The organism is Pseudomonas sp. Ant30-3 (genome assembly GCF_000690905.1).
Lineage (GTDB): Bacteria > Pseudomonadota > Gammaproteobacteria > Pseudomonadales > Pseudomonadaceae > Aquipseudomonas.
Window position 1 is genome coordinate 1 of sequence record NZ_JMCL01000026.1, and the last position, 22,748, is coordinate 22,748.

Genomic DNA, 22,748 nt, shown 5'->3' on the forward strand with positions numbered 1-22,748 from the left:
ACCAGTCTCACCTAAGACCACCAACCCTCGTAGGAGCCGGCTTGCTGGCGATGGCGGCGTGTCATCCACATTGATGATGTCTGACACTGCGCCATCGCCAGCAAGCCGGCTCCTACAGAGGTCCGCAAGGCCCAGAAATCCTACAACTATAAGAGGTGTCGATATGCGTCTACTGAAAACCCTGGCTCCGCTCGCCCTGGCCATATTCGTCAGCGCCAGTGCGCAAGCCGAGCAAAGCGTCAGCGTCTACAACTGGACTGATTACATCGGCGAAACCACCCTCGCCGACTTTCAGAGCAAAACCGGCATCAAGGTGATCTACGACGTCTTCGATTCCAACGAAACCCTGGAAGGCAAGCTGCTCGCAGGTCGCACCGGTTATGACGTGGTGGTGCCGTCCAACCACTTCCTCGCTCGTCAGGTGAAAGCCGGCGCTTTTCTGAAACTGGACCGCGAGCAATTATCCAACTTCAAAAACCTCGACCCGAAACTGCTCGCGTTGCTGGAGCGCAATGACCCGGGCAACGCGCATTCGGTGCCGTACCTGTGGGGCACCAACGGCATCGGTTATAACGTCGACAAGGTCAAGCAGGTGCTCGGCATTGATCGTATCGATTCCTGGGCGGTGTTCTTCGAACCGGAAAATCTGAAAAAGCTCAGCCAGTGCGGCGTGTCGATGATGGACTCGGCGGATGAAGTATTCCCGGCGGTGCTCAACTACATGGGCCTGGACCCGCGCAGTGAAAACCCTGAGGACTATAAAAAGGCTGAAGCCAAGCTACTGAGCATTCGTCCGTACATCACCTACTTCCATTCCTCCAAGTACGTTTCGGACCTGGCCAACGGCGATATCTGCGTGGCGTTCGGTTATTCGGGCGACGTGTTCCAGGCGGCGAATCGCGCCAAGGAAGCCAAGAATGGCGTGAACATCGCCTATACCATCCCCAAGGAAGGCAGCAACTTGTGGTTTGACTTGTTGGCGATTCCGGCCGACGCAAGCAACCCGAAAGAAGCCCACGCGTTCATCAACTACCTGCTTGATCCGAAAGTGATCGCCCAGGTCAGCGCTTCGGTGGGTTACGCCAACCCGAACCCGGCTTCACAGGCCTTCATGGACGCCGAGCTGGTCAACAATCCTGAGGTGTATCCACCGCAGGCTGTTCTCGACAAACTGTACATTTCGAGCACCCCGCCCCAGACAATCATGCGTCTGATGACCCGTTCCTGGAGCAAAGTGAAGTCCAACAAATGAACAACGAACACGCTCATTCCTATTACGCGGCGACTGCCAACAGCCAGACGCCCTATCCGGCGCTGGCCGAGGACAAAGTTGCCGATGTCTGCGTAATCGGCGGCGGTTTTACCGGGGTCAACACGGCGATCGAACTGGCACAACGCGGGCTTTCGGTAATTTTGCTGGAGGGTCGCCGAATCGGCTGGGGCGCCAGCGGCCGCAACGGTGGTCAGTTGATTCGCGGCGTTGGCCATGACGTCAGCGGTTTCGCCAAATATGTCGGCGACGAAGGCGTGCGCTACCTCGAAAGGGCCGGCACTGAGTCGGTCGAGTTGGTAGGCCAGCGCATTCGTGAACACAACATTGACTGCGACCTGCGCTGGGGTTTCTGCGAACTGGCCAACACCAAAGCGCAGTTCGAGTCGTTCAAGGCTGAGCAGCAGAGCCTCATTGAATCGGGTTATGCCCATGAGACCCGCCTCGTCGCGCCGGAGCAGATCCGCCAACAGGTGGTGAACTCGGGGGTGTATGCCGGCGGATTGGTGGATATGGGTTCGGGGCATTTGCACCCGCTCAACCTGGTGCTGGGTGAGGCGCGCGTGGCGCAGTCACTGGGCGTGCAGATTTTCGAGCAGAGCCCGGTGCTGGAATTGATCCATGGCAGCACCGTTCAGGTGCGCTGTACCGGTGGCACGGTGCGCGCCGGGAGCATTGTGCTGGCGTGCAATGCGCATCTGGAAGAACTCGAACCGAAACTCAGCGGCAAGGTGCTGCCGGCCGGCAGCTACATCATTGCCACCGAGCCGCTGACGGCCGAAGCTGCGGCGCAATTGATTCCGCAGAATCTGGCCCTGTGCGATCAGAAAGTCGGCCTGGATTATTACCGCCTCTCGGCAGACCGCCGCCTGTTGTTCGGCGGCGCTTGCCACTATTCCGGGCGGGACCCGGCGGACATCAGCGCCTATATGCGCCCGCACATGCTCAAGGTCTTCCCGCAACTGGCCAATGTGCGCATTGATTATCAGTGGGGTGGAATGATCGGCATCACCGCCAACCGCTTCCCGCAGGTTGGCCGTTTGAGTCAGCACCCGAACGTGTTCTACGCCCAGGGCTACTCCGGGCACGGGCTGAACGTGACCCACTGGTGCGCGAAACTGTTGGGCGAAGCGATACATGCCGGGCACAGCAAAGGTTTCGATGTCTTCAGCGCCGTGCCCCACATGACCTTCCCCGGCGGCCCGATGCTACGCTCGCCATTGTTGGCGCTCGGAATGTTCTGGTACCGCCTGCGCGAAATGCTGGGCTGACGCGATTCCTGCCTGTGGGAGCGGGCTTGCTCGCGAAGAGGCCATACCAGCCGACGAAGATGCTCAGTCACAAGCAGGCTTATTCGGGCACGGGATTTTTGCGACAGACTTGCATTCGTTTCAGCCTTTCCATTTGCTCTATCGTGAACCGCTTCTATATTGTGGGGGTGCTCCGAATTTTCTGTCTCCTGGCGAGCGGCCTATGGCTACGACTGACCAATTGATTATCTGCGAGCACTGCGACTGCGTGTACGAGAAGGTTACACTCGGCAAACATCAGAAAACCCTGTGCATCCGTTGCGGCGGCGTGCTTCAACGCTATAACGGCCTGACCGTGGAACAGCGCCTGGCGCTGGCCTACACGGCGGCTGTGCTGTGGGCGTTTGCCAACTTCTACCCGGTCATGAGCATCAGCCTGAAAGGCCTGAAAAACAGCGCGACCCTGTGGGATTCGGTACTGGCACTGAGCCACGGCCCCATTACGTTCATCGCCATGGTGGCCGCGATTGCAATGATCGTCGCACCGATTATCCAGGTCATGCTGTTGATCTGGGTGTTGAGCTATGCACTTGCCGGTCAGCGCGCCCCCGGTTTCAGATTTTGCATGCGCTGGCTGGAAACCCTGAGGCCGTGGAGCATGCTCGAAGTGTGCCTGCTCGGCGCTATGGTCGCGGTGTTCAAACTGGCCGGAATGCTTGATGTACTGCCCGGCATCGGCCTGTTCGCTCTTGCGGTCCTCAGCCTGATGATGATCCGCATCGCCGGTCGCGATATCCGTGAACTGTGGGACATCCTGTGAACCAGCCGCCAATTGCCAGTGACCTTGACCTCTGCCTGTGTCACAGCTGCGGGCTCGCCTGTGACGTAAGCCTTGACCCGCATGAATGCGAACGCTGCGGTGCGCCCCTGCACCAGCGCAAGGCCAATTCGATGACGCGCACCTGGGCTTATCTGCTGGCAGCGCTGGTGTTCTACATCCCGGCCAACGTGCTGCCGGTGATGAACACCACCATGCTCGGCTCGGGTGCCGACAGTACGATCATGGGCGGCGTGCTGGAGTTCTGGCAGCACGGAGCGTGGGACATCGCCCTGATCATTTTCATTGCCAGTATCGCGGTCCCGGGCATCAAGTTCGGCGCGCTGACGATGCTGCTGGTTACCGTGCAGCGCAACAGCTTGTGGGCGCGCAAAGAGCGCTCGAAACTCTACCGCTTCGTCGAGCTGATCGGCTACTGGTCGATGCTCGACGTCATCGTGGTGGCGTTGGTGGCAGCGCTGGTGAAGTTCCAGGCGCTGGGTGATATCGAACCGCGCCTCGGCATTCTGTTTTTCGGCCTGGTGGTAGTGTTCACCATGCTTGCGGCGATGAGTTTCGACCCACGCCTGATCTGGGATAACGACAATTCGCGGGGCAACCCGCAAAACGAGGAGGTCATGGATGAAGTCGCAAGTCACTGATGGGTCGCAGAGCCCCGGTCAGGCCCCCGTCAAGACGCGTCGGTTCAGCGTGTCGCTGGTGTGGATCGTGCCGATTGTCGCGGTACTTGTCGGCCTTTCGCTGGTGGTGCACAGCATGATGCAGGAAGGTCCGACCATCACTATTACGTTCAAGACCGGCAGTGGCCTGACCGCCAACAAGACCGAAGTGAAATACCGTAACGTGGTGATTGGCCACGTCTCCGAAGTCGAGTTGAGCGATGACCAGAAGAGCGTCAACGCCACAATCAAACTGGACAAGCAGGCAGAAAGCTTCACCCGCGAGGACTCGCAGTTCTGGGTGGTGCGTCCGCGCATCGGTGCCGGTGGCGTGTCTGGCATCGATACATTGCTGTCCGGCGATTACATCGGCGCCGATATCGGCCAGTCGGAGACTAGGGCGAAAACCTTCAAAGGCCTGGAAAATCCGCCGCCCATCACCTACGGCGAACCGGGCAAACGGTTCACCCTGCACACCGAGGACCTTGGCTCGCTGGACATCGGCTCCCCGGTCTATTACCGCAAGATTCCGGTCGGTCAGGTCGTGGCTTACGCACTCGATGCTGACGGCAAAGGGGTGAATATCGACGTGTTTATTCACGCCCCCAACGACGCGTACGTGACTGAAAACACCCGGTTCTGGAACGCCAGCGGTGTCGATGTCGACGTCGGCGCCAATGGCTTCGCAGTAAAGACCGAGTCGCTATCGTCGTTGCTGGTGGGTGGCATTGCCTTTCGTGCGCCGCAATACAGCCCCAATGACACCCCAGCGGTGGAAGACAAAATCTTCGAGCTGTTCGACGACCAGCAGGTCGCCCTCGCCCCGCCCAACGGCAAACCTCAGTACCTGAGCCTGCGCTTCGATCAGGCATTGCGCGGGCTGAAAGTCGATGCGCCGGTGGAGTTTCTGGGCATCGAGTTCGGTCGGGTCGTGTCAGTGAACCTGGACTTCGATCCGAAAAAACGTACTTTCCCTGTCAATGTCGGCATCGTCATCTACCCGCAGCGCCTAGGCCAGGCGCACGTCAAAATGCTCGAGGTCCTGAAACATGATCCTGATGATGAGGCTGCGGGGATTCGCCTGATCGGCACCTTTATCGAAAACGGTCTGCGAGCTCAGGCGCGCAGCGGCAACCTGCTGACCGGGCAGCTTTACATCGCCCTCGATTTTTACCCGAAAGCGCCGAAGGTCACGTTCGACGCGACTGCCCGTCCGGTCTCTATCCCGACCATACCGGGCAGCCTCGAGCAGCTGCAGGAAAAACTCGAAAGCATGGTCAACAAGATCAACAACCTGCCGGTAGAACGCATCGCCAGCAATCTCGACAGCAACCTGGTCGAGCTGCGCAAAGGGCTGACGCAATTCAACGCGAAAACCTTACCGAGCGTGCAATCAACCCTGGCGGATGTCAGCAAGACGCTGCAATCGGCCCAGTCGACTCTGGCCGAAGACTCACCACAGCGCGAGCAGCTGGGCCAGACCATGGACGAGCTTGGACGGATGTCGCGCTCCTTGCGTGAACTCTCGGACTACCTGGGCCGGCACCCAGAGTCGCTGATTCGCGGCCGCCCCGACAATGCTGCGCCACTGGACTTGAAGGCGCCGCCACGCAATTGATCACAGGAGCAACACCATGGCTTTATCACTGAAGATCACCTTGGTCACCGCATGCTTGCTGCTGGCGGCGTGCCGCAGTGACCCGATTCAGTTCCATACGTTAACGCCTGCGCAGCCTATGGCTGCTCGGGGCAACGCCGGGGAGATCCAGATCGAAGGGCTGAGCGTACCGCCCCAGGTCGACCGCCCACAGATTGTCATTCGCCAGGGCAACAGCAGCCTGGCGATTCTGGAAACCGAATGGTGGGCGGCGAGTCTGGTGGATGAGTTGCGCAGCGCGTTGGTGGATCAACTGGGCAGTGGCGCTCAGCGCAAGGTGTCGGTGCGCCTGGATGTGCAGCGTTTTGACTCGATTCCGGGGCAATATGGCTTGATCGATGTCAAATGGCGCCTGCGCAATGGCGACGGCGAGTTGTTGACATGCCGAAGCACGTTGCAGACACCGTCCGGGCCCTCCGTCGATGAACTGGTGGTAGCCCAGCAGACCAACGTCAAACGGCTTGCTGCATTGATCAATCGCGCAGCGGGCGGGAATCAGTCAGGGTGCCCGACGGACGCTTAGCGTTATCGTTATACGACCGCTGCGCGCCCGGACGCAGCCTTCGGCAGCTGCTACAAACCAGCATTCGCCGCAGATTCTGTAGCAGCTGGCGCAGCCTGCGTCGGGGCATGTCCGGGCTCAGCGGACGCAGCCTTCGGCAGCTGCTACAAACCAGCATCTGCCGCAGATTCTGTAGCAGCTGGCGCAGCCTGCGTCCGGGCGCGCAGCGGTCGTCTGCGGTGCATCGGCTCACCCCATTCAAAGATCAAAACGATCCACGGCCCGCCGCCGCTCGTTGTCATCGCGTACATCGTAGTTGGCGGTGGTCTGGATGTTGCTGTGGTGCGCGAGTTTCTGCGCGATCGACAGGTCATGTTCTTCAATCACCCGGGTGATAAACGAACGGCGGAAATCGTGAGGCATGATCTTCACCCCAACCTGCGCGCCGCGCTGCCGGGCAATGTAATAGATCGCGTGTTTGGTAATGCGCTCGCGGGTGATGTGACTGCCACGACGGATGCGATTGAACAGGAATGGATCATCCGCCTCACTTTCCTTAAGCTGCGAGCGGCGCAGTTCCAGCCACGCATCAAGTTTGGCGAACGCCCAGGCCGGGGCGTACTTGATCAGCTCTTTATTGCCTTTGCCAGTGACGCGAAGACTGCGTTCGGTGAAATCGACCTGAGCGAGGTCGAGGTTCACCGATTCCGATTTGCGCATCCCCGACCCGTACAGAATCCCGATGATGGCCGCATCGCGCAGCCCCTGCGGCCGTGGGTCGGCCGCGCATACCGCCATCATTTCCTGGATCAACGAGCGGCGCAGGTTGCGCCCCTGCGACAGTCGCGTGCCGGCAATGGCTTTGACCGAACGCATTTTCAGCAAGTGATCCTGACTGATCAGGCTCATTCGCCACGCCTCATTCATCACCCCGCGCACTGCGTTGACGTACAGCGACGACGTGTTCGGCGCGTAACCATCGGCGCGCAATGCCGCGACCAGAGCAATCACATCCTCAGGCTGCAGCTGGTGCCATGGAATGTCATCGACGTTCATGTCTTCGAAGCCCAGACGATCGGCCGCATCCTGCAGCACGTAACGCATGGTCAACTGGCTGGACGGTGCCAGCCGCGCCAGGTACACGGACATTGGGTTGGTTTTGGCGGTATTTGAATCAACAGCAGGTAAGTCAATCAAAACGAAACAGCCTTGAATGGAAACAGATCAATGAAAAACTAATAAGGTTAAACGTCCTACGTTTAAACAGAAAATTGCTGTAGGACTTCACGAAAAACTAACGCTCATGTACCGATGACCTGCGCGACGTATAACCACGCAGTTCAATAGCTGACCAACCTGCCCACCCTGGCCGCGAAAGTCAAATCTCCTGCGCCTATACCGGCACTTTCAAATCAACGGCCAAGGCCCGTGCAAATGCCTTGACCAAAGGACTGCGCACCGTGTTGTGACGCAGGATCAGATTGAAAGGGGTGTCGATATGAATCGACTCCGCAAGCACTGCTCGCATCTGCCCTTGGCTGACCAGACTGGCCGCGTAATGCCGGGGTAGAAAACCCACGAAACGTCCGGTCAGGATCAACAAGGCAACCGCTTCAACCTGCGTTGCCGAGGCGGAATAGCCGTCGTACCGGGCGAAGTTCAGCTTGTCGCGATGGATCGCGTAGCGGTGATTGATGCACTCGTATTCCTTGAGCACATCGCTGCTCAGTTCTGCGTCTGAAACGCCAAACAAAGGGTGGCCGAAGGCGCAATAGACTTCCGAGCGTTCCTCATATAAAGCGTAGTAATCGAACTCTTCCCGACGTTGATACACCGGGACTATGCCTGCAACTAAACGGCCCTCAACCACGCCACGCTCAACTTCATCGAGTTGCGACGCATGAAGTTGAAACCTTACTTTCGGCGCCTGGTCATTCAACGTTCTCAACGCAGCAACTAACGGAGAGTTCGAGTCAGAAATAGTATTGTCGATTACCCCGACGCCAAGGTCGCCAACAAGTTCGTTCTGTGCAGAACTAAGCCGGTCGCGAAAGTTGTCGACCGAAGCAAAAAGATCGATGGAAGCCTGGTACACCAGACTGCCTTCCTCGGTCAGATGAAAGCCTTCCCTTCCCCGCGTACACAAACGCATGCCGATACGAATTTCGAGGTCGGATATCTGTTTGCTGATGGCTGCCAGTCCCACGTTCAGCTCGTTTTGCGCAGCGCTGAAGCCGCCCGCCTCGACCACTGCCTTGAACACTTTGAGCAACTTGAAATCCAGACCGCTCAAGGCCAGAGGTGCTCGATGCGACGTTTTCGGCGGCGGGTTTCCGGAATTGGAAAGTGGGGTTTCCATAATGCTTATTTACCTCTGGCGCCCTATTCAACACTCTGTGTCCAACAACAAAAACAGTGCTGGTAAATAATAATGAACACAGAAAACCAGGCTTGGCAACCGCTAATAATCTCCGTACTTGAGTGCCAACTCGCTGATTCCGAACTACTAAAAGCTGACATTCCGATCATCGCTCGCTCTGTCGCAACTGCCCCTTCGAAAACTGCTTGAGCGCCACGCCGCCGAAACTGTTTGGCTCGTGTCAGCGCCCTTGCATTCTGGTTTCAGTTCGTTCTACCGACGAGGAAAAATAACAATGTCCCAAACTACCGACCGTCTCTGGGGTGCCCGCTTCAAGAGCGGCCCGTCCGCCGCCCTGGCAAACCTGTCGCGTTGCCCCGAACGTTATTTCCGCCTGACGCCTTACGACCTCGCCGGCTCCAGAGCGCATGCCCGTGAACTGCAACGTGCCGGGCTGTTGAGCGAGCAGGAAACCCTGACCATGCTCGACGCACTGGCGCGCATTGGCGACGACTTCCGGGCCGGCACCATTGCTCCGACGCTGGACGACGAAGACGTTCACACGTTCATCGAACGCCTGCTGACCGAGCGCCTTGGCCCGTTGGGCGGCAAACTGCGCGCCGGGCGTTCGCGCAACGACCAGACCGCCAACGACCTGCGCCTGTTTTTGCGTGATCACGTACGCACGCTGACGGTGGAAGTGCTGGCCTTGCAACAGGCGCTGGTGGGTCAGGCAGAACAACACATTGAGAGCATCTGCCCAGGTTTCACCCACTTGCAGCAGGCACAACCGATCGTCTTCGCTCATCATCTGCTGGCTCACGCGCAATCGATGCTGCGCGACGTACAACGCCTGATCGATTGGGATGTGCGCAGCTCGTTGTCGCCCCTTGGCGCGGCGGCTATGGCCGGTTCTGCCATTGCTCGGTTACCGCAGCAGTCGGCAAAAGAGATGGGGTACAGCGGCGTGTGCGAAAACTCGATCGATGCGGTCGCCAGCCGCGATCACGTGGCCGAGTTCCTGTTTATCGCCAGCATGCTGGGCATCAACATTTCCCGCCTCGCGGAAGAGTTCTGCTTGTGGTCATCACGGCAATTTCGCTGGGTCGCGCTGGACGATGCCTACGCGACGGGCAGCTCGATCATGCCGCAAAAGAAAAACCCTGATATCGCCGAGCTGGCGCGTGGCAAGGCTGGTCGCTTGATTGGCAACCTGACCGGGCTGCTGTCGACGTTGAAATCCCTGCCGCTGTCGTATAACCGCGACCTGAGCGAAGACAAGCACGGCGTACTCGACAGCGTTGACACGCTTTTGCTGGTGTTGCCGGCGATGGCCGGGATGGTCGCGACCATGAAGGTGAACGTCGAAGAACTGCGCCGTCAGGCACCGCTCGGTTTTACCCTGGCCACCGAAGTCGCTGACTGGCTGGCGGTGCGCGGCGTGCCGTTCAAGGAAGCTCACGAAATCACCGGTGCATTGGTCCAGGCCTGTGAGAAACATGACCTCGAATTGTGGGAAGCATCGCCGGCCTTGTTGGCCGAGATCGATCCGCGCCTGACCGCTGACGTGCGCGACAGCCTGACGCTGGAAGCCGCCATCGCTGCTCGTAGTGGTTGGGGCGGCACCGCGCCGGAGCGGGTCCGCGAGCAGATCGGCCGGTTGAAAACTGCGCTCGCGACACAGCAAGCGTGGACCGAGGACTATCAGGGATTCCGGCTTTAAGGGAGAACACAAAACTTGTGGGAGCGGGCTTGCTCGCGATTGCGGTATCACATTCAACACTCATGTTGCTGATCCGCCCCCATCGCGAGCACGCCCGCTCCCATAGAGATTTTGGTTGATTTGAAAGAACAGTTTACGGAGCACAACAATGAGCCAGACTCAGGCAGAACGACTCCAGGCGGAGCGTAAACTGGCGGAAAACCAGTTTGATATTACCCAGTACGACCACGTGCCCAGGCGCTATTACGGGCGGATTTTTTTCGCCACGGTCATCGTCATTGCGATAGTCGGCCTCGTAAGAGCGTTCGCCGAAGGCAAGATCGAATGGTCTTACATCGGGCAGTTCCTCACCTCCCAGGCGATCATGTGGGGCCTGCTCAATACCATCGTCATGGCGGTGCTGGCGATGGCGCTCGGCATCGTCTTCGGCGTGATCACAGCGATCATGCGCATGTCGGCCAACCCGATCCTGCGCTATGTGGCGATCACCTACACCTGGCTGTTTCGCGGTACGCCGCTGATTCTGCAGCTGCTGCTGTGGTTCAACCTGGCGCTGATCTTTCCCACTATCGGCATCCCCGGCGTGTTCGAGATGGACACGGTCAGCCTGATGACACCGTTCGTGGCCGCCCTGCTCGGTTTGAGCATCAACCAAGGCGCCTACACCGCTGAAGTGGTGCGCGCCGGCCTGCTGTCCGTTGATACCGGACAATACGAAGCGGCCAAGTCGATTGGCATGCCGCGCCTGCAAGCGCTGCGCCGGATCATCCTGCCGCAGGCCATGCGAGTCATCATTCCGCCGGTCGGCAACGAATTCATTGGCATGGTCAAAATGACCTCGCTGGCGAGCGTGATCCAGTACTCGGAGCTGCTCTACAACGCCCAGAATATCTACTACGCCAACGCCCGCGTGATGGAGCTGCTGATCGTCGCCGGCATCTGGTACCTGGCCACCGTCACCGTGCTGTCCTTTGGTCAGAGTCGTCTCGAGCGTCGCTTCGCTCGCGGCGCCGGCAAACGTTCTTGAGGATTTGATCATGAGAAGCATCGTCAAGGCCGTGAGCCTGAACAAATATTACGACCAGTTCCACGCGCTCAAGGACGTCAATATTGAAGTCGAGCAAGGCGAAGTACTGTGCATCATCGGCCCCTCCGGCTCCGGTAAAAGCACCTTGCTGCGCTGCGTGAATCAGCTGGAAAAGATAGACAAGGGCGGCCTCTGGGTCGACGGCGAACTGGTGGGTTACCGCATCGCCGGCAACAAGCTTCACGAACTCAACGAATCGCAAATCGCCCGGCAGCGTCTGGCCACCGGCATGGTTTTTCAGCGCTTCAATCTGTTCCCGCACATGACCGTATTGCAGAACATCACCGAAGGCCCGTGCCAGGTGCTTAAGCGCGCGCCAAAAGAAGCACTTGAAGAAGCCGTGGAACTGCTCGCCCGAGTCGGCCTGGCGGACAAGCGCAACAGTTACCCGATCGAGTTGTCAGGCGGGCAGCAGCAACGTGTGGCAATTGCCCGGGCGCTGGCCATGCGCCCCAAGCTGATGTTGTTCGATGAGCCCACCTCGGCACTCGACCCGGAACTGGTCGGTGAAGTGCTGTCGGTCATGCGCGATCTGGCGCAATCGGGCATGACCATGATCGTCGTCACCCATGAACTGGGCTTCGCTCGCGAGGTATCCAACCGCATGGTGTTCATGGACGGCGGGCAGATAGTGGAGGCAGGAAGCCCCGAAGAAATACTGCTGAGTCCGCAAAACCCGCGCACCCAAAGCTTCATTTCTGCCGTTCGAACCTAGGCCCGACTCGACAACCCGAGCCGACCTCATAACTCACATAAGAGAACGACCATGAAGAATTTCGTAATCCCGGCAGTACTTGCAGGCCTGATGGCTTCCAGCTTCACCTACGCCGCCGATTTACCGGCCAGCATCAAGGAAAAAGGCGAGGTCGTCGTCGCGATCATGCCCAATTACCCACCCATGGATTTCAAGGACCCGGCCACCAATACTCTCACCGGTCTTGACTATGACTTGGGCAATGCCCTGGCCGAGCGTCTGGGTGTGAAGATCAAATGGCAGGAGACCGGTTTCGAACAGATGATCAACGCCCTGACCACCGATCGCGTCGACATGGTTCTGTCGGGCATGACTGACACGGCTGAGCGCCAGGCCAGCGTAACGTTTGTGGACTATTTCACCAGCGGCCCGCAGTTTTACACACTGCAGAAAAACAAGGATTTCAACGAGATCATCGACCTGTGCGGGAAGAAAGTCGGCACCAGCCGTCGCACCACTTTCCCGTCGGAAATCGCCGAGTGGAGCAAAGCAAACTGCGAAGCTTCGGGCAAACCTGCGATCAACGTGGTCGGTACCGAAGGCTCGGCCGATGCCCGCGCGCAGCTGCGTCAGAGCCGTATTGATGCCGCGATGCAGGGTAGCGAAACGCTGTCGTACCTGAAGACGCAGGAAAAGGACATGTACAAGACCGTAGGCATGCCGATTTCCAAGCAGTTCACCGGGTTGGGCGTCAGCAAGAAGAAACCCGAGCTGAGTGAAGCGGTGAAAGTGGCGCTGCAGAGCATGGTTGATGACGGCACTTACCTGGCCATTCTGAAGAAGTGGGATCTGCAACAGGGTGCAATCGAGACCGTGACGATCAACGCCGGCAAATAATCAGGCCGCCGCCCCCTGATCCCTGTGGGAGCGAGCCTGCTCGCGATGGTGTGTCGATTGGCAAATATGTAGCTGACACCCATCGCGAGCAGGCTCGCTCCCACAGGAGGCCGGTGTTTACAGATAAATAGTTGGAGCACCAATTATGTCCTCCTTAACCCGTCCCGCCTGGCCCGGCCAGCACAAAGCCTGCCTTGCGCTGGCCTTCGACCTCGACGGCCCGACCGGCGACGCCATGCTGGATGGCTCGATCTGGCGCAAGCCCGAGTATTTCGGTTTTGGGGGTTACGGCCCTTACCGTGCCCTCCCGCGCCTGCTTGATCTGCTCGATGCATTCCGCATCCCGACCACCTTTTTCGTTCCGGCGTGGGTGGTGGAAAACTGGCCGAAACAATGCCAGGCGATCGTCGAACGCGGGCATGAAGTGGCCTATCACGGTTACCGGCACGAGTCCTTCTACGCCTTGACGCTGCAACAGCAAAAAGAGGTGATGAGCAAATGCCGCGAGGTGTTCTGGAAACACTTGAACATTCGTGCCGAAGGCTTTCGCACGCCGTCCGGTGACTGGCGAGCGGAAACGCCGGCAATGTTGGTGGAGGCCGGGGTGACTTACTCCAGCAGCATGCGCGGCGATGATCGACCCTACCTGGTCAACGTCGCCGGATTCGACACGCCCTTGGTGGAAATTCCGGGCCGCTGGGAGATGGACGACTACGCCTCCCTCGCCTACACCCGCGCGCCCGACTTCCCCTCCGGCCTGGACCGCACGGCCAGCTATGAACTGACGCTGGATAACTGGTGCCGCGAGTACGACGGTGCGATGAACGAGGGACTGTGCCTGACGACCCTGTTCCATCCCAAGATCATCGGAAAACCGGGGCGCATCTTGCTCCTGGAAAAACTCTTCGAACACATGCGCCAGCGCGACGACGTCTGGTTTGCCACTTGCCGCGATGTCGCGCAATGGTGGCTGAAGGAGCATCACCATGGCTGACTCGAAAACCTGGCCCGACGGCTACCGCTGCGCCGTGGTCCTGACGGTCGACTACAACGACATCCACGGCATTTTGACCCAGGCCCCGGAAGTGGCCGGCCGCGACAAAACCCTGTCGGTATGGCGTTACGGGACGCAGCGCGGGGTTGAGCGGTTGCTGGGATTGTTTGAAGAACTGAACGTCGCCAGCAGCTGGTTCATCCCCGGCATTGTCGCCGAGGAAAATCCTGCGCATGTTCGCGCGATTCAAGCGGGCGGGCACGAAATCGCCTGCGCGGGTTATCGCCATCAGAATTACGACCACCTCGACCTGGCCGCGCAGTCCGCCGACATCGCTCGCGGCTGTGAGGCGCTCGAAACTCTCACCGGTCAGCGACCCAGCGGTTTTCGCATTCCGGCCGGTAACGGTGCGCCTGGGTTCATTCAGGCGCTGAAAGATCAGGGCATTCGCTGGTCTTCGTCCTGGCGCGGTGATGACTTGCCATTCGCCCATCCCACAGCGCCCGAGGTGATCGAGTTACCGCTGCATTACGAGCTGGAAGACGAGCCTTACTTCGCCTTTAATCTCAGCCCGGCCGTGCCTCCGGCGCAATCTCGCATCGCTTCTTACAGCCACACCCTGAGCAACCTGCAGATGGATTTCGCCGGGTTTCATCGTTTTGGTCTGTGCTACGTGTTGCGCCTGCACCCGGAGATCATCGCCACGCCCGGACGGATTGGAGTGTTGCGCGAATTGCTCGAGGGCATTCAACAGCATGACGATGTGTGGATGGCTACCGGTGCCGATGTCGCGCGCTGGTGGGCCGGATCGGCGCCGCCGGTCACCGACGATCATCCAGCGGCCGTGTATGAGCGCCATTATCGTGATTATCTGGCGTGAAGGACTGCTCAAGGTCGACCAGTGCACGCAAACATTCTGAATAAGGACATCCGTCCCACCGTGGCCACTTACTCGCTCGTCATCCGCCGACTCATGATCTGCTCCCTCACCATTGTGGTCAGCCGCGCGATCACCAGTCCCTTGCTCACGCTGTTCCTGAGTAACAAACTCGGCCTCAACCAGCAGGACGTCGGTCTGCTGCTGGGCATTGCCGTATTCATCGCAACGCTGCTCGCGCTGTATGGCGGTTACATCATCGACCGCTTGGAAAAGCGCCGGCTGCTGATTCTCGCGATGCTCTCCAGCGCCATCGGCTTTGTATTGCTCACGTTTGCCGACAACCTGTACCTGACCACCCTGACCCTGGTGATCACCGAGACGGCGTCGGCGCTGTTCCTGATCGGTTCCAAAGCGATCCTCAGCGAAAACCTGCCAATAGGCCAACGCGCCAAGGCGTTCTCGCTGCGCTACACGCTGACCAATATCGGCTACGCCACCGGCCCGATGCTCGGCGTAGTGATTGCAGGTGTGTACCCGATTGCGCCCTTTCTGATTGCCGGGGCGATTGCCTTCTTTAGCATATTCCTGATGAGCGGGATTCCCAAAGACGCGGCGCCGACGCCTGCAATCGGCCAGCCGCAGAGCTTTTTGAAAACCCTGATCTCCCTGAAAAACGACCGCACGCTGATCATGTTCACTTGCGGCTGCCTGCTCAGCACCGTCGTCCACGGCCGTTTCACCTTGTACCTGTCGCAATACCTGCTGGTGACGCAAGATTCCAAGCGAGCGCTGCAGACCATGGCCGCGTTGCTCGCCTGCAACGCGATCAGCGTGATCCTGCTGCAATACCAGATTGGACGCTTTCTCAAACGTGAACAGTTGCGCTACTGGATCGCGGGCGGCACCAGCCTGTTTATCGTCGGCCTGATCGGCTTCAGCCTGGCTGACAGCCTTGTGTCCTGGTGCGTGGCGATGTTTATCTTCACTTTGGGCGAGATGATCATCTACCCCGCCGAATTCCTGTTCGTCGACACCCTCGCGCCCGAAGAATTACGCGGCAGTTACTACGGTGCGCAAAACCTGGCAGCCCTTGGCGGCGCTCTGAGCCCGATGATTTGCGGTTTTTTGCTGATGCATACGCCGGCGCCAACCATGTTTTATGCCCTGAGCGGATTGACGGCGGTGGGAGGATTATTATGTTTCCTCAGCGGCAGGCGTGTGGCGATACTGCAAAATTAATGCACTGAAACTGCATTAATATGAATTTGTCACTGCCTTGAATGAACGGCACACTGTGCCGGTTCCTCCCCCAATAGTTGGGACACCTTCAAAGGGCTTTCTGGGTTACCCAGACAAGCCTTTTTTTTTTTCGAATTTCTGGATCACCTGCCCAATGCTCGCTCGCTGGTTACCCGCCGCCATCAACACCCGTCCGACTGAATGGAGCCGCGCCGCCATCGGCATGTCGCTGGGCACGCTGTTCAGCGTATGGCTGTGCAGTCAGTTCTTCGGCATTCAGGTGGCGCAACACTTGATCGGTCCGCTGGGCGCGTCGGCGGTATTGCTGTTTGCCGTGTCCTCGGGCGCCCTGGCCCAGCCTTGGTCGATAGTGGGCGGCTACCTGAGCGCCGGGGTCGTCTCGTTGCTGGTGGCGCACGTACTTGGGCGCACCTTGGGCAGCGCTTGCCTTGCTGCCGGCATGGCGCTGATTCTGATGTGCTGGCTGCGTTGTCTGCACCCGCCCGCCGGCGCCTTGGCATTGCTGCTGGTGCTGGCGGACCCGGCGACCATTGCCATGGACTGGAAGATCCTCGCTCCGGTGATGCTCGCTGCCTTCACCCTGCTATTCAGTGCGCTGGTCTATAACAACCTCACCCGCATTCGCTACCCCAAGCGCGCCGCAGAACCGGTGGCCGTGGTGCCTGCGGACCATTCGCCCGTCGACAGCCAGGCGATCACTGCCCAGGACCTGAAACTGGCCCTCGCCGACATGGAAGCCTTCATCGACGTGACGCCCGAAGACCTCGAGCAGTTGATCCACGCCACCGAGTTGCAGGCTAAACGCCGCAGCATCGGCGAAGTGCTGTCGCCTCGCGTCGAATAGTTTGCGTAAGGCAAAAATGCAGACTACACCTGCACGTATCCGGGTTGTACTGGGCAAATTTGCGCTGGTACGATCCAGCATCGCTCGCGCGCGAGCTTGTCCATAAAGAACAATAAAAGCAGGGAGTTAGTGATGACTGCTCAGGTTTCTTCTCCGAGGACCCAGTCCATGGATGCCACGCAAAACGAAGTATTGGCCGAGGTTCGCAACCGCATTGGTCACCTGACCCTTAATCGCCCCGCCGGGCTCAATGCAATTACCCTCGACATGGTCCGCCACCTGCAGCGTCAGCTGGATGCCTGGGCGCAGGACCCACAGATTCACGCCGTGGTACTGCGCGGTGCTGGCGATAAAGCGTTCTGCGCCGGCGGTGACATTCGCTCCCTTTACGACAGCTTCAAGAACGGCGACACGCTGCACGAGGATTTCTTTGTCGAGGAATACGCGCTCGACCTCGCCATCCATCACTACCGCAAACCGGTGCTGGCCCTGATGGACGGCTTTGTACTGGGTGGCGGCATGGGCCTGGTGCAAGGGGCGGATTTGCGCGTGGTGACCGACAAGAGCCGGCTGGCCATGCCGGAAGTGGCGATCGGCTATTTCCCGGACGTCGGCGGCAGCTATTTCCTGCCACGCATTCCAGGCGAGCTGGGCATCTATCTGGGTGTCAGCGGCGTGCAGATTCGCGCGGCCGACGCGCTGTATTGCGGGCTGGCCGACTGGTACCTGGAGAGCGCCAGTCTTGGCGCGCTTGACGAACAGCTCGATCAACTTGAATGGCACGATACGCCGCTGAAGGACCTACAGGGCTTGCTGGCGAAACTCGCCGTGCAGCAATTGCCCGATGCGCCACTGAGCACCTTGCGTCCGGTGATCGATCACTTCTTCGCCCTCCCCGACGTGCCGAGTATGGTGGAGCAACTGCGTGAAGTGACGGTTGCCGACAGCCATGAGTGGGCGGTCGCTACCGCTGCCCTGCTGGAAAGCCGCTCGCCGCTGGCCATGGGTGTGACCCTGGAAATGTTACGACGCGGTCGTCATTTGAGCCTGGAAGCGTGCTTCGCCATGGAGTTGCACCTGGACCGCCAGTGGTTTGAACGCGGTGACCTGATCGAAGGCGTGCGTGCCCTGCTGATCGACAAGGACAAAAATCCGCGCTGGAACCCGCCGACTTTGCAGGCACTGGATGCCGAGCATGTCGCGAGTTTTTTCAGCGGCCTCGAACAGAGTGGGAGCTGAGCCATGCACGACATCGAATTAAGCGAAGAACAGGTAATGATCCGCGACATGGCCCGGGATTTTGCCCGTGGCGAAATCGCGCCGCACGCACAATCCTGGGAAAAGGCCGGCTGGATCGACGACGCGCTGGTGGCGAAGATGGGCGAACTCGGCTTGCTGGGCATGGTGGTCCCGGAAGAATGGGGTGGCACCTACGTCGACTACGTGGCCTACGCCTTGGCCGTCGAGGAGATATCAGCCGGTGACGGCGCTACCGGCGCGCTGATGAGCATTCATAATTCGGTGGGCTGCGGGCCGGTACTCAATTACGGCACCGAGGAGCAGAAAAAAACCTGGCTGCCGGACCTTGCCAGCGGCCAGGCCATCGGTTGCTTTTGTCTGACCGAACCGCAGGCCGGTTCCGAAGCACATAACCTGCGCACCCGCGCTGAACTGCGTGACGGCCAGTGGGTAATCAACGGCGCCAAGCAATTTGTCAGCAACGGCAAGCGGGCCAGACTGGCGATCGTGTTCGCGGTGACGGACCCTGATCTGGGCAAGCGTGGCATCTCGGCGTTTCTGGTGCCGACGGACACTCCAGGATTTGTCGTCGACCGCACCGAGCACAAGATGGGCATCCGCGCCTCCGACACCTGCGCGGTGACGTTAAGTAATTGCACGATTCCCCAAACCAACCTGCTGGGAGAACGTGGCAAGGGTTTGGCAATCGCCTTGTCGAACCTCGAAGGCGGCCGCATCGGCATCGCGGCCCAGGCATTGGGCATCGCCCGCGCGGCGTTCGAAGCGGCGCTGGCCTATTCGCGCGATCGGGTGCAGTTCGACAAGCCGATCATCGAGCACCAGAGCATCGCCAACATGCTGGCGGACATGCACACTCGGTTGAACGCTGCACGCTTGCTGATCCTGCACGCGGCGCGCTTGCGCAGTGCCGGTAAACCGTGTCTGTCGGAGGCTTCACAGGCCAAGCTGTTTGCGTCGGAGATGGCTGAGAAAGTGTGCTCGTCGGCGATGCAGATTCATGGCGGCTACGGGTATCTGGAGGATTACCCGGTTGAGCGCTATTACCGCGACGCGCGGATTACGCAGATTTACGAAGGGTCGAGCGAAATTCAGCGGATGGTGATTGCGCGGGAGTTGAAGCATTACCTGGTGTGATGCTTAAAAGCATCGCGGGCAAGCCCGGCTACCACAGGTGATGCGTCGTTTGAAAGAACACCGATTACCTGTCAGCGCGAGCCTGCTCACAATGACGCTTTCGCGAGCAAGCCCGCTCCCACATTTGACCGCATTTCTCCTGAGGAGACGCGGTCAAATGTGGGAGCGGGCTTGCTCGCGAAGGGGACAGTGAAAACGCCACTTTATTTACCGACGAACTCCGCCTCACGCTTGCCGATAAACGCCGCCATCCCTTCCTTCTGATCCTGCGTTGCAAACGCGGCATGGAACACCCGACGCTCGAAACGCACGCCTTCCGACAAGCTCACCTCGAACGCGCGGTTCACACTTTCCTTGACCATCATCGCAATCGGCAACGACTTCTTCGCAATCAGCGTCGCGACTTTAAGCGCCTCATCCAGCAGCTCATCCGCCGGCACGATCCGTGCGACGATGCCGCAGCGCTCGGCTTCCACCGCATCGATCAAGCGCCCGCTCAGGCACATCTCCATCGCCTTGGCTTTACCCACCGCGCGGGTCAGGCGCTGGGTGCCGCCCATGCCGGGCAGCACGCCAAGGTTGATTTCCGGCTGACCGAATTTCGCGTTGTCCCCGGCCAGAATAAAGTCGCACATCAACGCCAGCTCACAGCCGCCGCCCAAGGCAAAACCGTTGACCGCAGCGATGATCGGCTTGCGGCGGTTGGCCACGCGATCGCTGTCGCTGAACAAGTCGTCCAGGTAGATTTGCGGGTAGGTCAGCTCGGCCATTTCCTTGATGTCCGCGCCGGCAGCAAAGGCTTTTTTCGAGCCGGTGAGGACGATGCATCCGATATTCGAATCCGCTTCCAGGCCATCCAGCGCGTGATTCAGCTCGCTGACAATCTGCGCATTCAGCGCGTTGAGCGCTTGCGGACGGTTGAGGGTGATCAGGCCAACGCGGCCCTGGACTTCCAGCAAAATAGTGTCGTAGTTCACAACGGACTCCTTCTCAAAGATTGCGCGAAATAACCATACGCTGAATGTCGCTGGTGCCTTCGTAGATCTGGCAAACCCGCACGTCGCGGTAAATTCGCTCCAGCGGGAAATCGTTCAGATAACCGTAGCCGCCCAGGGTTTGCAATGCCGAAGAACAAACCTTCTCGGCCATTTCCGAGGCGAACAGTTTGGCCATCGACGCTTCAACCAGCGCCGGCTTGCCACTGTCTCGCAGGGCCGCCGCGTAATGCACCATCTGCCGCGCAACCGCGATCTGTGTGGCCATGTCGGCCAGACGAAACGCCACAGCCTGATGCTCGATGATTGGCTTGCCGAAGCTCTCGCGCTCGCGGGCATAATCACGCGCCGCTTCGAACGCAGCGCGGGCCATGCCGACCGACTGCGACGCGATGCCGACGCGGCCGCCTTCCAGGTTGGCCAGGGCGATGCGATAACCTTCGCCCTCCTCGCCCAAGCGATTGGCCACCGGCACTTTGACGTCTTCAAACAGAATCTGACAGGTGTCCGACGCATGCTGGCCGAGTTTGTCTTCAACCCGGGCGACTTTGTAGCCCGGCGAATCGGTCGGCACGATCAACGCGGTGATGCCGCGTTTGCCGGCGCTCGGGTCAGTCACCGCGAACACGATCACCACACCGGCGTTCTGCCCGGACGTGATGAATTGTTTGCAACCGTTGAGCACGTAGTGATCGCCTTCCAGACGCGCCCGGGTTTTCAAGCCGCTGGCATCGGACCCTGCCTGTGGTTCGGTGAGGGCGAAGGCGCCGAGCATGGCGCCGCTGGCCAATGGCTTGAGGAAACGCTCTTTCTGTTCATCGGTGCCGTAGTTGAGGATCGGCACGCAGCCAACCGAGTTGTGCACGCTCATGATGGTCGAGCACGCGCCGTCGCCGGCGGCGATTTCTTCCAGTGCCATGGCGTAGGCCAGGTAGCCGGTGTCGCAGCCACCCCACTGTTCCGGCACCAGCATGCCGAAGAAGCCCAGCTCGGCCATTTCGCCGATGGCTTCCTTGGGGAAGCGGTGCTCACGGTCCCACTCAGCGGAGAACGGCTTGAGCCGCTCCTGGGCAAACTGCCGGGCCGCTTCGCTGATTTGCAGTTGTTCGTCGTTGGGAATCATGGGTAAACCTTAAGAAGTGGATACCCCTGTAGGAGTGAGCCTGCTCGCGATAGCGGTGGATCAGCCACCCTTTGTATTGACTGATCCACCGTTATCGCGAGCAGGCTCGCTCCTACAGGAATCGAGTTAGTACAAACACTCAACCGCCATCGCTGTCGCTTCGCCGCCGCCGATGCAGATTGCCGCAACACCACGCTTCAAACCTTTCTGGCGCAACGCCGAGAGCAACGTCACCAGGATTCTTGCACCCGACGCGCCGATCGGATGACCGAGGGCGCACGCGCCGCCGTGGACATTGACCTTCTCGTGGGGGATTTCCAGTTGGGTCATGGCTGCCAGGCCGACCACCGCGAAAGCTTCGTTGACTTCCACCAGATCGACCTGGTCCAGCGACCAGCCGGTTTTCTGCATCAGCTTTTTGATCGCACCAATCGGCGCGACCGGGAACAGGCCTGGCGTGTCGGCAAACGCCGCGTGACCATGGATCACTGCCAAGGGCTTCAAGCCGCGTTTTTGCGCTTCGGACTGACGCATGAGCACCAGCGCCGCTGCCCCGTCGGAAATGGAACTGGAGTTAGCCGCCGTCACCGTGCCGCCTTCGCGGAACGCCGGTTTCAACGAGGCGATCTTGTCCAGCCGGGCTTTCGGTGGCTGCTCATCGTTGCTGATCAGCACCTGTTCCTTACCGACCGTCACGGTGAGCGGGACGATTTCGTCCTTGAAAGCGCCATCCGCAATCGCCTGCTGTGCACGAGTGGTCGACGCGATGGCAAACGCATCCTGAGCCTCACGGCTGAAGCCGTTGGTCTCGGCGCAGTCTTCAGCGAAGGTGCCCATCAAACGGCCCTTGTCGTACGCATCTTCGAGGCCATCAAGGAACATGTGATCGAGCACGCGACCGTGGCCCATGCGGTAACCACTGCGCGCGCGGTCCAGCAGGTACGGCGCGTTGGACATGCTTTCCATGCCACCGGCCACCACCACGTCGGCGCTCCCGGCGACCAGCATGTCGTGGGCCAGAATCGCCGCTTCCATACCCGACCCGCACATCTTGTTCAGCGTCGTGCAACGGGTCGATTTATCCAGCCCTGCACCCAGCGCTGCCTGACGTGCAGGCGCTTGGCCGAGGCCGCCGGACAGTACGCAACCAAACAACACTTCTTCGACCGAATCAGCGCCGATACCGGCGCGTTCGACCGCTGCACGGATGGCGGCGGCACCGAGTTGCGGCGCGCTCAGACTTTTCAGTTCGCCCTGAAAACCGCCCATCGGTGTGCGGACAGCGCTGACAATAACTATCGGATCGTTGGCAATCGTCATGA

Annotated in this window: 21 protein-coding genes; 16 read left to right on the forward strand and 5 right to left on the reverse strand. The window is 59.6% G+C overall.

The features are described from left to right. The first annotated feature begins 163 nt into the window (after positions 1–163). The 6 genes from DU29_RS0106805 (at position 164) to DU29_RS0106830 (ending at position 6,197) form a co-directional block, all read left to right on the forward strand. A complete protein-coding gene (locus DU29_RS0106805; protein WP_028621061.1) occupies positions 164–1,252 on the forward strand; it encodes a polyamine ABC transporter substrate-binding protein in 1,089 nt (362 codons plus the stop codon). Next, positions 1,249–2,541, forward strand: a complete 1,293-nt coding sequence (locus DU29_RS0106810) for an NAD(P)/FAD-dependent oxidoreductase (protein WP_028621062.1) — start codon at positions 1,249–1,251, stop codon at positions 2,539–2,541. The genes DU29_RS0106805 and DU29_RS0106810 overlap by 4 nt, the downstream gene beginning before the upstream one ends. A gap of 202 nt (positions 2,542–2,743) precedes the next feature. Then, complete coding sequence (locus DU29_RS0106815; protein ID WP_028621063.1) at positions 2,744–3,340, forward strand: paraquat-inducible protein A; 597 nt, start codon at positions 2,744–2,746, stop codon at positions 3,338–3,340. Beyond that, the gene (locus DU29_RS0106820) at positions 3,337–3,999 is read left to right on the forward strand and encodes a paraquat-inducible protein A (protein WP_028621064.1); all 663 of its coding nucleotides are present in this window, start codon (positions 3,337–3,339) and stop codon (positions 3,997–3,999) included. The genes DU29_RS0106815 and DU29_RS0106820 overlap by 4 nt, the downstream gene beginning before the upstream one ends. After that, positions 3,980–5,635 (forward strand): PqiB family protein, encoded by a 1,656-nt coding sequence (locus DU29_RS0106825; RefSeq protein ID WP_028621065.1) that lies wholly within the window; start codon positions 3,980–3,982, stop codon positions 5,633–5,635. The genes DU29_RS0106820 and DU29_RS0106825 overlap by 20 nt, the downstream gene beginning before the upstream one ends. 16 nt (positions 5,636–5,651) lie before the next feature. After that, positions 5,652–6,197 (forward strand): PqiC family protein, encoded by a 546-nt coding sequence (locus DU29_RS0106830; RefSeq protein ID WP_028621066.1) that lies wholly within the window; start codon positions 5,652–5,654, stop codon positions 6,195–6,197. A 237-nt stretch (positions 6,198–6,434) separates the two neighbouring features. On the opposite strand, the gene DU29_RS0106835 is transcribed toward DU29_RS0106830, so the two are convergent. Together DU29_RS0106835 and DU29_RS0106840 are read right to left on the reverse strand one after the other, a co-directional pair. Then, complete coding sequence (locus DU29_RS0106835; protein WP_028621067.1) at positions 6,435–7,325, reverse strand: site-specific integrase; 891 nt, start codon at positions 7,323–7,325, stop codon at positions 6,435–6,437. A 244-nt stretch (positions 7,326–7,569) separates the two neighbouring features. Continuing rightward, positions 7,570–8,535, reverse strand: coding sequence for a LysR family transcriptional regulator (locus tag DU29_RS0106840; protein WP_028621068.1), 966 nt, complete (start codon positions 8,533–8,535; stop codon positions 7,570–7,572). 295 nt (positions 8,536–8,830) lie between these two features. On the opposite strand from DU29_RS0106840, the gene argH reads away from it, so the two are divergent. From argH to DU29_RS0106890, 10 genes are all read left to right on the forward strand, one after another. Beyond that, positions 8,831–10,258, forward strand: a complete 1,428-nt coding sequence (gene argH, locus DU29_RS0106845; protein WP_028621069.1) for an argininosuccinate lyase — start codon at positions 8,831–8,833, stop codon at positions 10,256–10,258. 148 nt (positions 10,259–10,406) lie between these two features. Next, positions 10,407–11,285 (forward strand): amino acid ABC transporter permease, encoded by an 879-nt coding sequence (locus DU29_RS0106850; protein ID WP_028621070.1) that lies wholly within the window; start codon positions 10,407–10,409, stop codon positions 11,283–11,285. Between the two features lie 10 nt (positions 11,286–11,295). Next, positions 11,296–12,060, forward strand: coding sequence for an amino acid ABC transporter ATP-binding protein (locus DU29_RS0106855; protein WP_028621071.1), 765 nt, complete (start codon positions 11,296–11,298; stop codon positions 12,058–12,060). Positions 12,061–12,111: 51 nt separating this feature from the next. Continuing rightward, a complete protein-coding gene (locus DU29_RS0106860; protein WP_028621072.1) occupies positions 12,112–12,936 on the forward strand; it encodes an ABC transporter substrate-binding protein in 825 nt (274 codons plus the stop codon). A gap of 145 nt (positions 12,937–13,081) precedes the next feature. Further along, positions 13,082–13,930 (forward strand): polysaccharide deacetylase family protein, encoded by an 849-nt coding sequence (locus DU29_RS0106865; RefSeq protein ID WP_028621073.1) that lies wholly within the window; start codon positions 13,082–13,084, stop codon positions 13,928–13,930. Continuing rightward, on the forward strand, positions 13,923–14,810 hold the full coding sequence (locus tag DU29_RS0106870) for a polysaccharide deacetylase family protein (RefSeq protein WP_028621074.1): 888 nt from the start codon (positions 13,923–13,925) through the stop codon (positions 14,808–14,810). Before DU29_RS0106865 ends, DU29_RS0106870 begins: the two co-directional genes overlap by 8 nt. Positions 14,811–14,870: 60 nt before the next feature. Continuing rightward, positions 14,871–16,049: an MFS transporter gene (locus DU29_RS0106875; RefSeq protein ID WP_028621075.1), complete on the forward strand. Its 1,179-nt coding sequence runs from the start codon at positions 14,871–14,873 to the stop codon at positions 16,047–16,049. 154 nt (positions 16,050–16,203) lie between these two features. After that, entirely contained in the window at positions 16,204–16,914 is a 711-nt protein-coding gene (locus DU29_RS0106880; RefSeq protein ID WP_028621076.1) for an HPP family protein, read from the forward strand. A 132-nt stretch (positions 16,915–17,046) separates the two neighbouring features. Beyond that, a complete protein-coding gene (locus DU29_RS0106885) occupies positions 17,047–18,153 on the forward strand; it encodes an enoyl-CoA hydratase/isomerase family protein (RefSeq protein WP_028621077.1) in 1,107 nt (368 codons plus the stop codon). 3 nt (positions 18,154–18,156) lie between these two features. Then, positions 18,157–19,308 (forward strand): acyl-CoA dehydrogenase family protein, encoded by a 1,152-nt coding sequence (locus DU29_RS0106890; RefSeq protein WP_028621078.1) that lies wholly within the window; start codon positions 18,157–18,159, stop codon positions 19,306–19,308. A gap of 203 nt (positions 19,309–19,511) precedes the next feature. Here the strand turns inward: DU29_RS0106890 and DU29_RS0106895 are convergent, their stop codons facing one another. The 3 genes from DU29_RS0106895 to DU29_RS0106905 all read right to left on the reverse strand — a co-directional run bounded on the left by DU29_RS0106895 (position 19,512) and on the right by DU29_RS0106905 (position 22,746). Continuing rightward, the gene (locus DU29_RS0106895) at positions 19,512–20,285 is read right to left on the reverse strand and encodes an enoyl-CoA hydratase (RefSeq protein WP_028621079.1); all 774 of its coding nucleotides are present in this window, start codon (positions 20,283–20,285) and stop codon (positions 19,512–19,514) included. A gap of 13 nt (positions 20,286–20,298) precedes the next feature. Further along, entirely contained in the window at positions 20,299–21,426 is a 1,128-nt protein-coding gene (locus DU29_RS0106900; RefSeq protein WP_028621080.1) for an acyl-CoA dehydrogenase, read from the reverse strand. A 126-nt stretch (positions 21,427–21,552) separates the two neighbouring features. Then, positions 21,553–22,746: an acetyl-CoA C-acyltransferase gene (locus tag DU29_RS0106905; protein WP_028621081.1), complete on the reverse strand. Its 1,194-nt coding sequence runs from the start codon at positions 22,744–22,746 to the stop codon at positions 21,553–21,555. Positions 22,747–22,748: the final 2 nt, after the last annotated feature.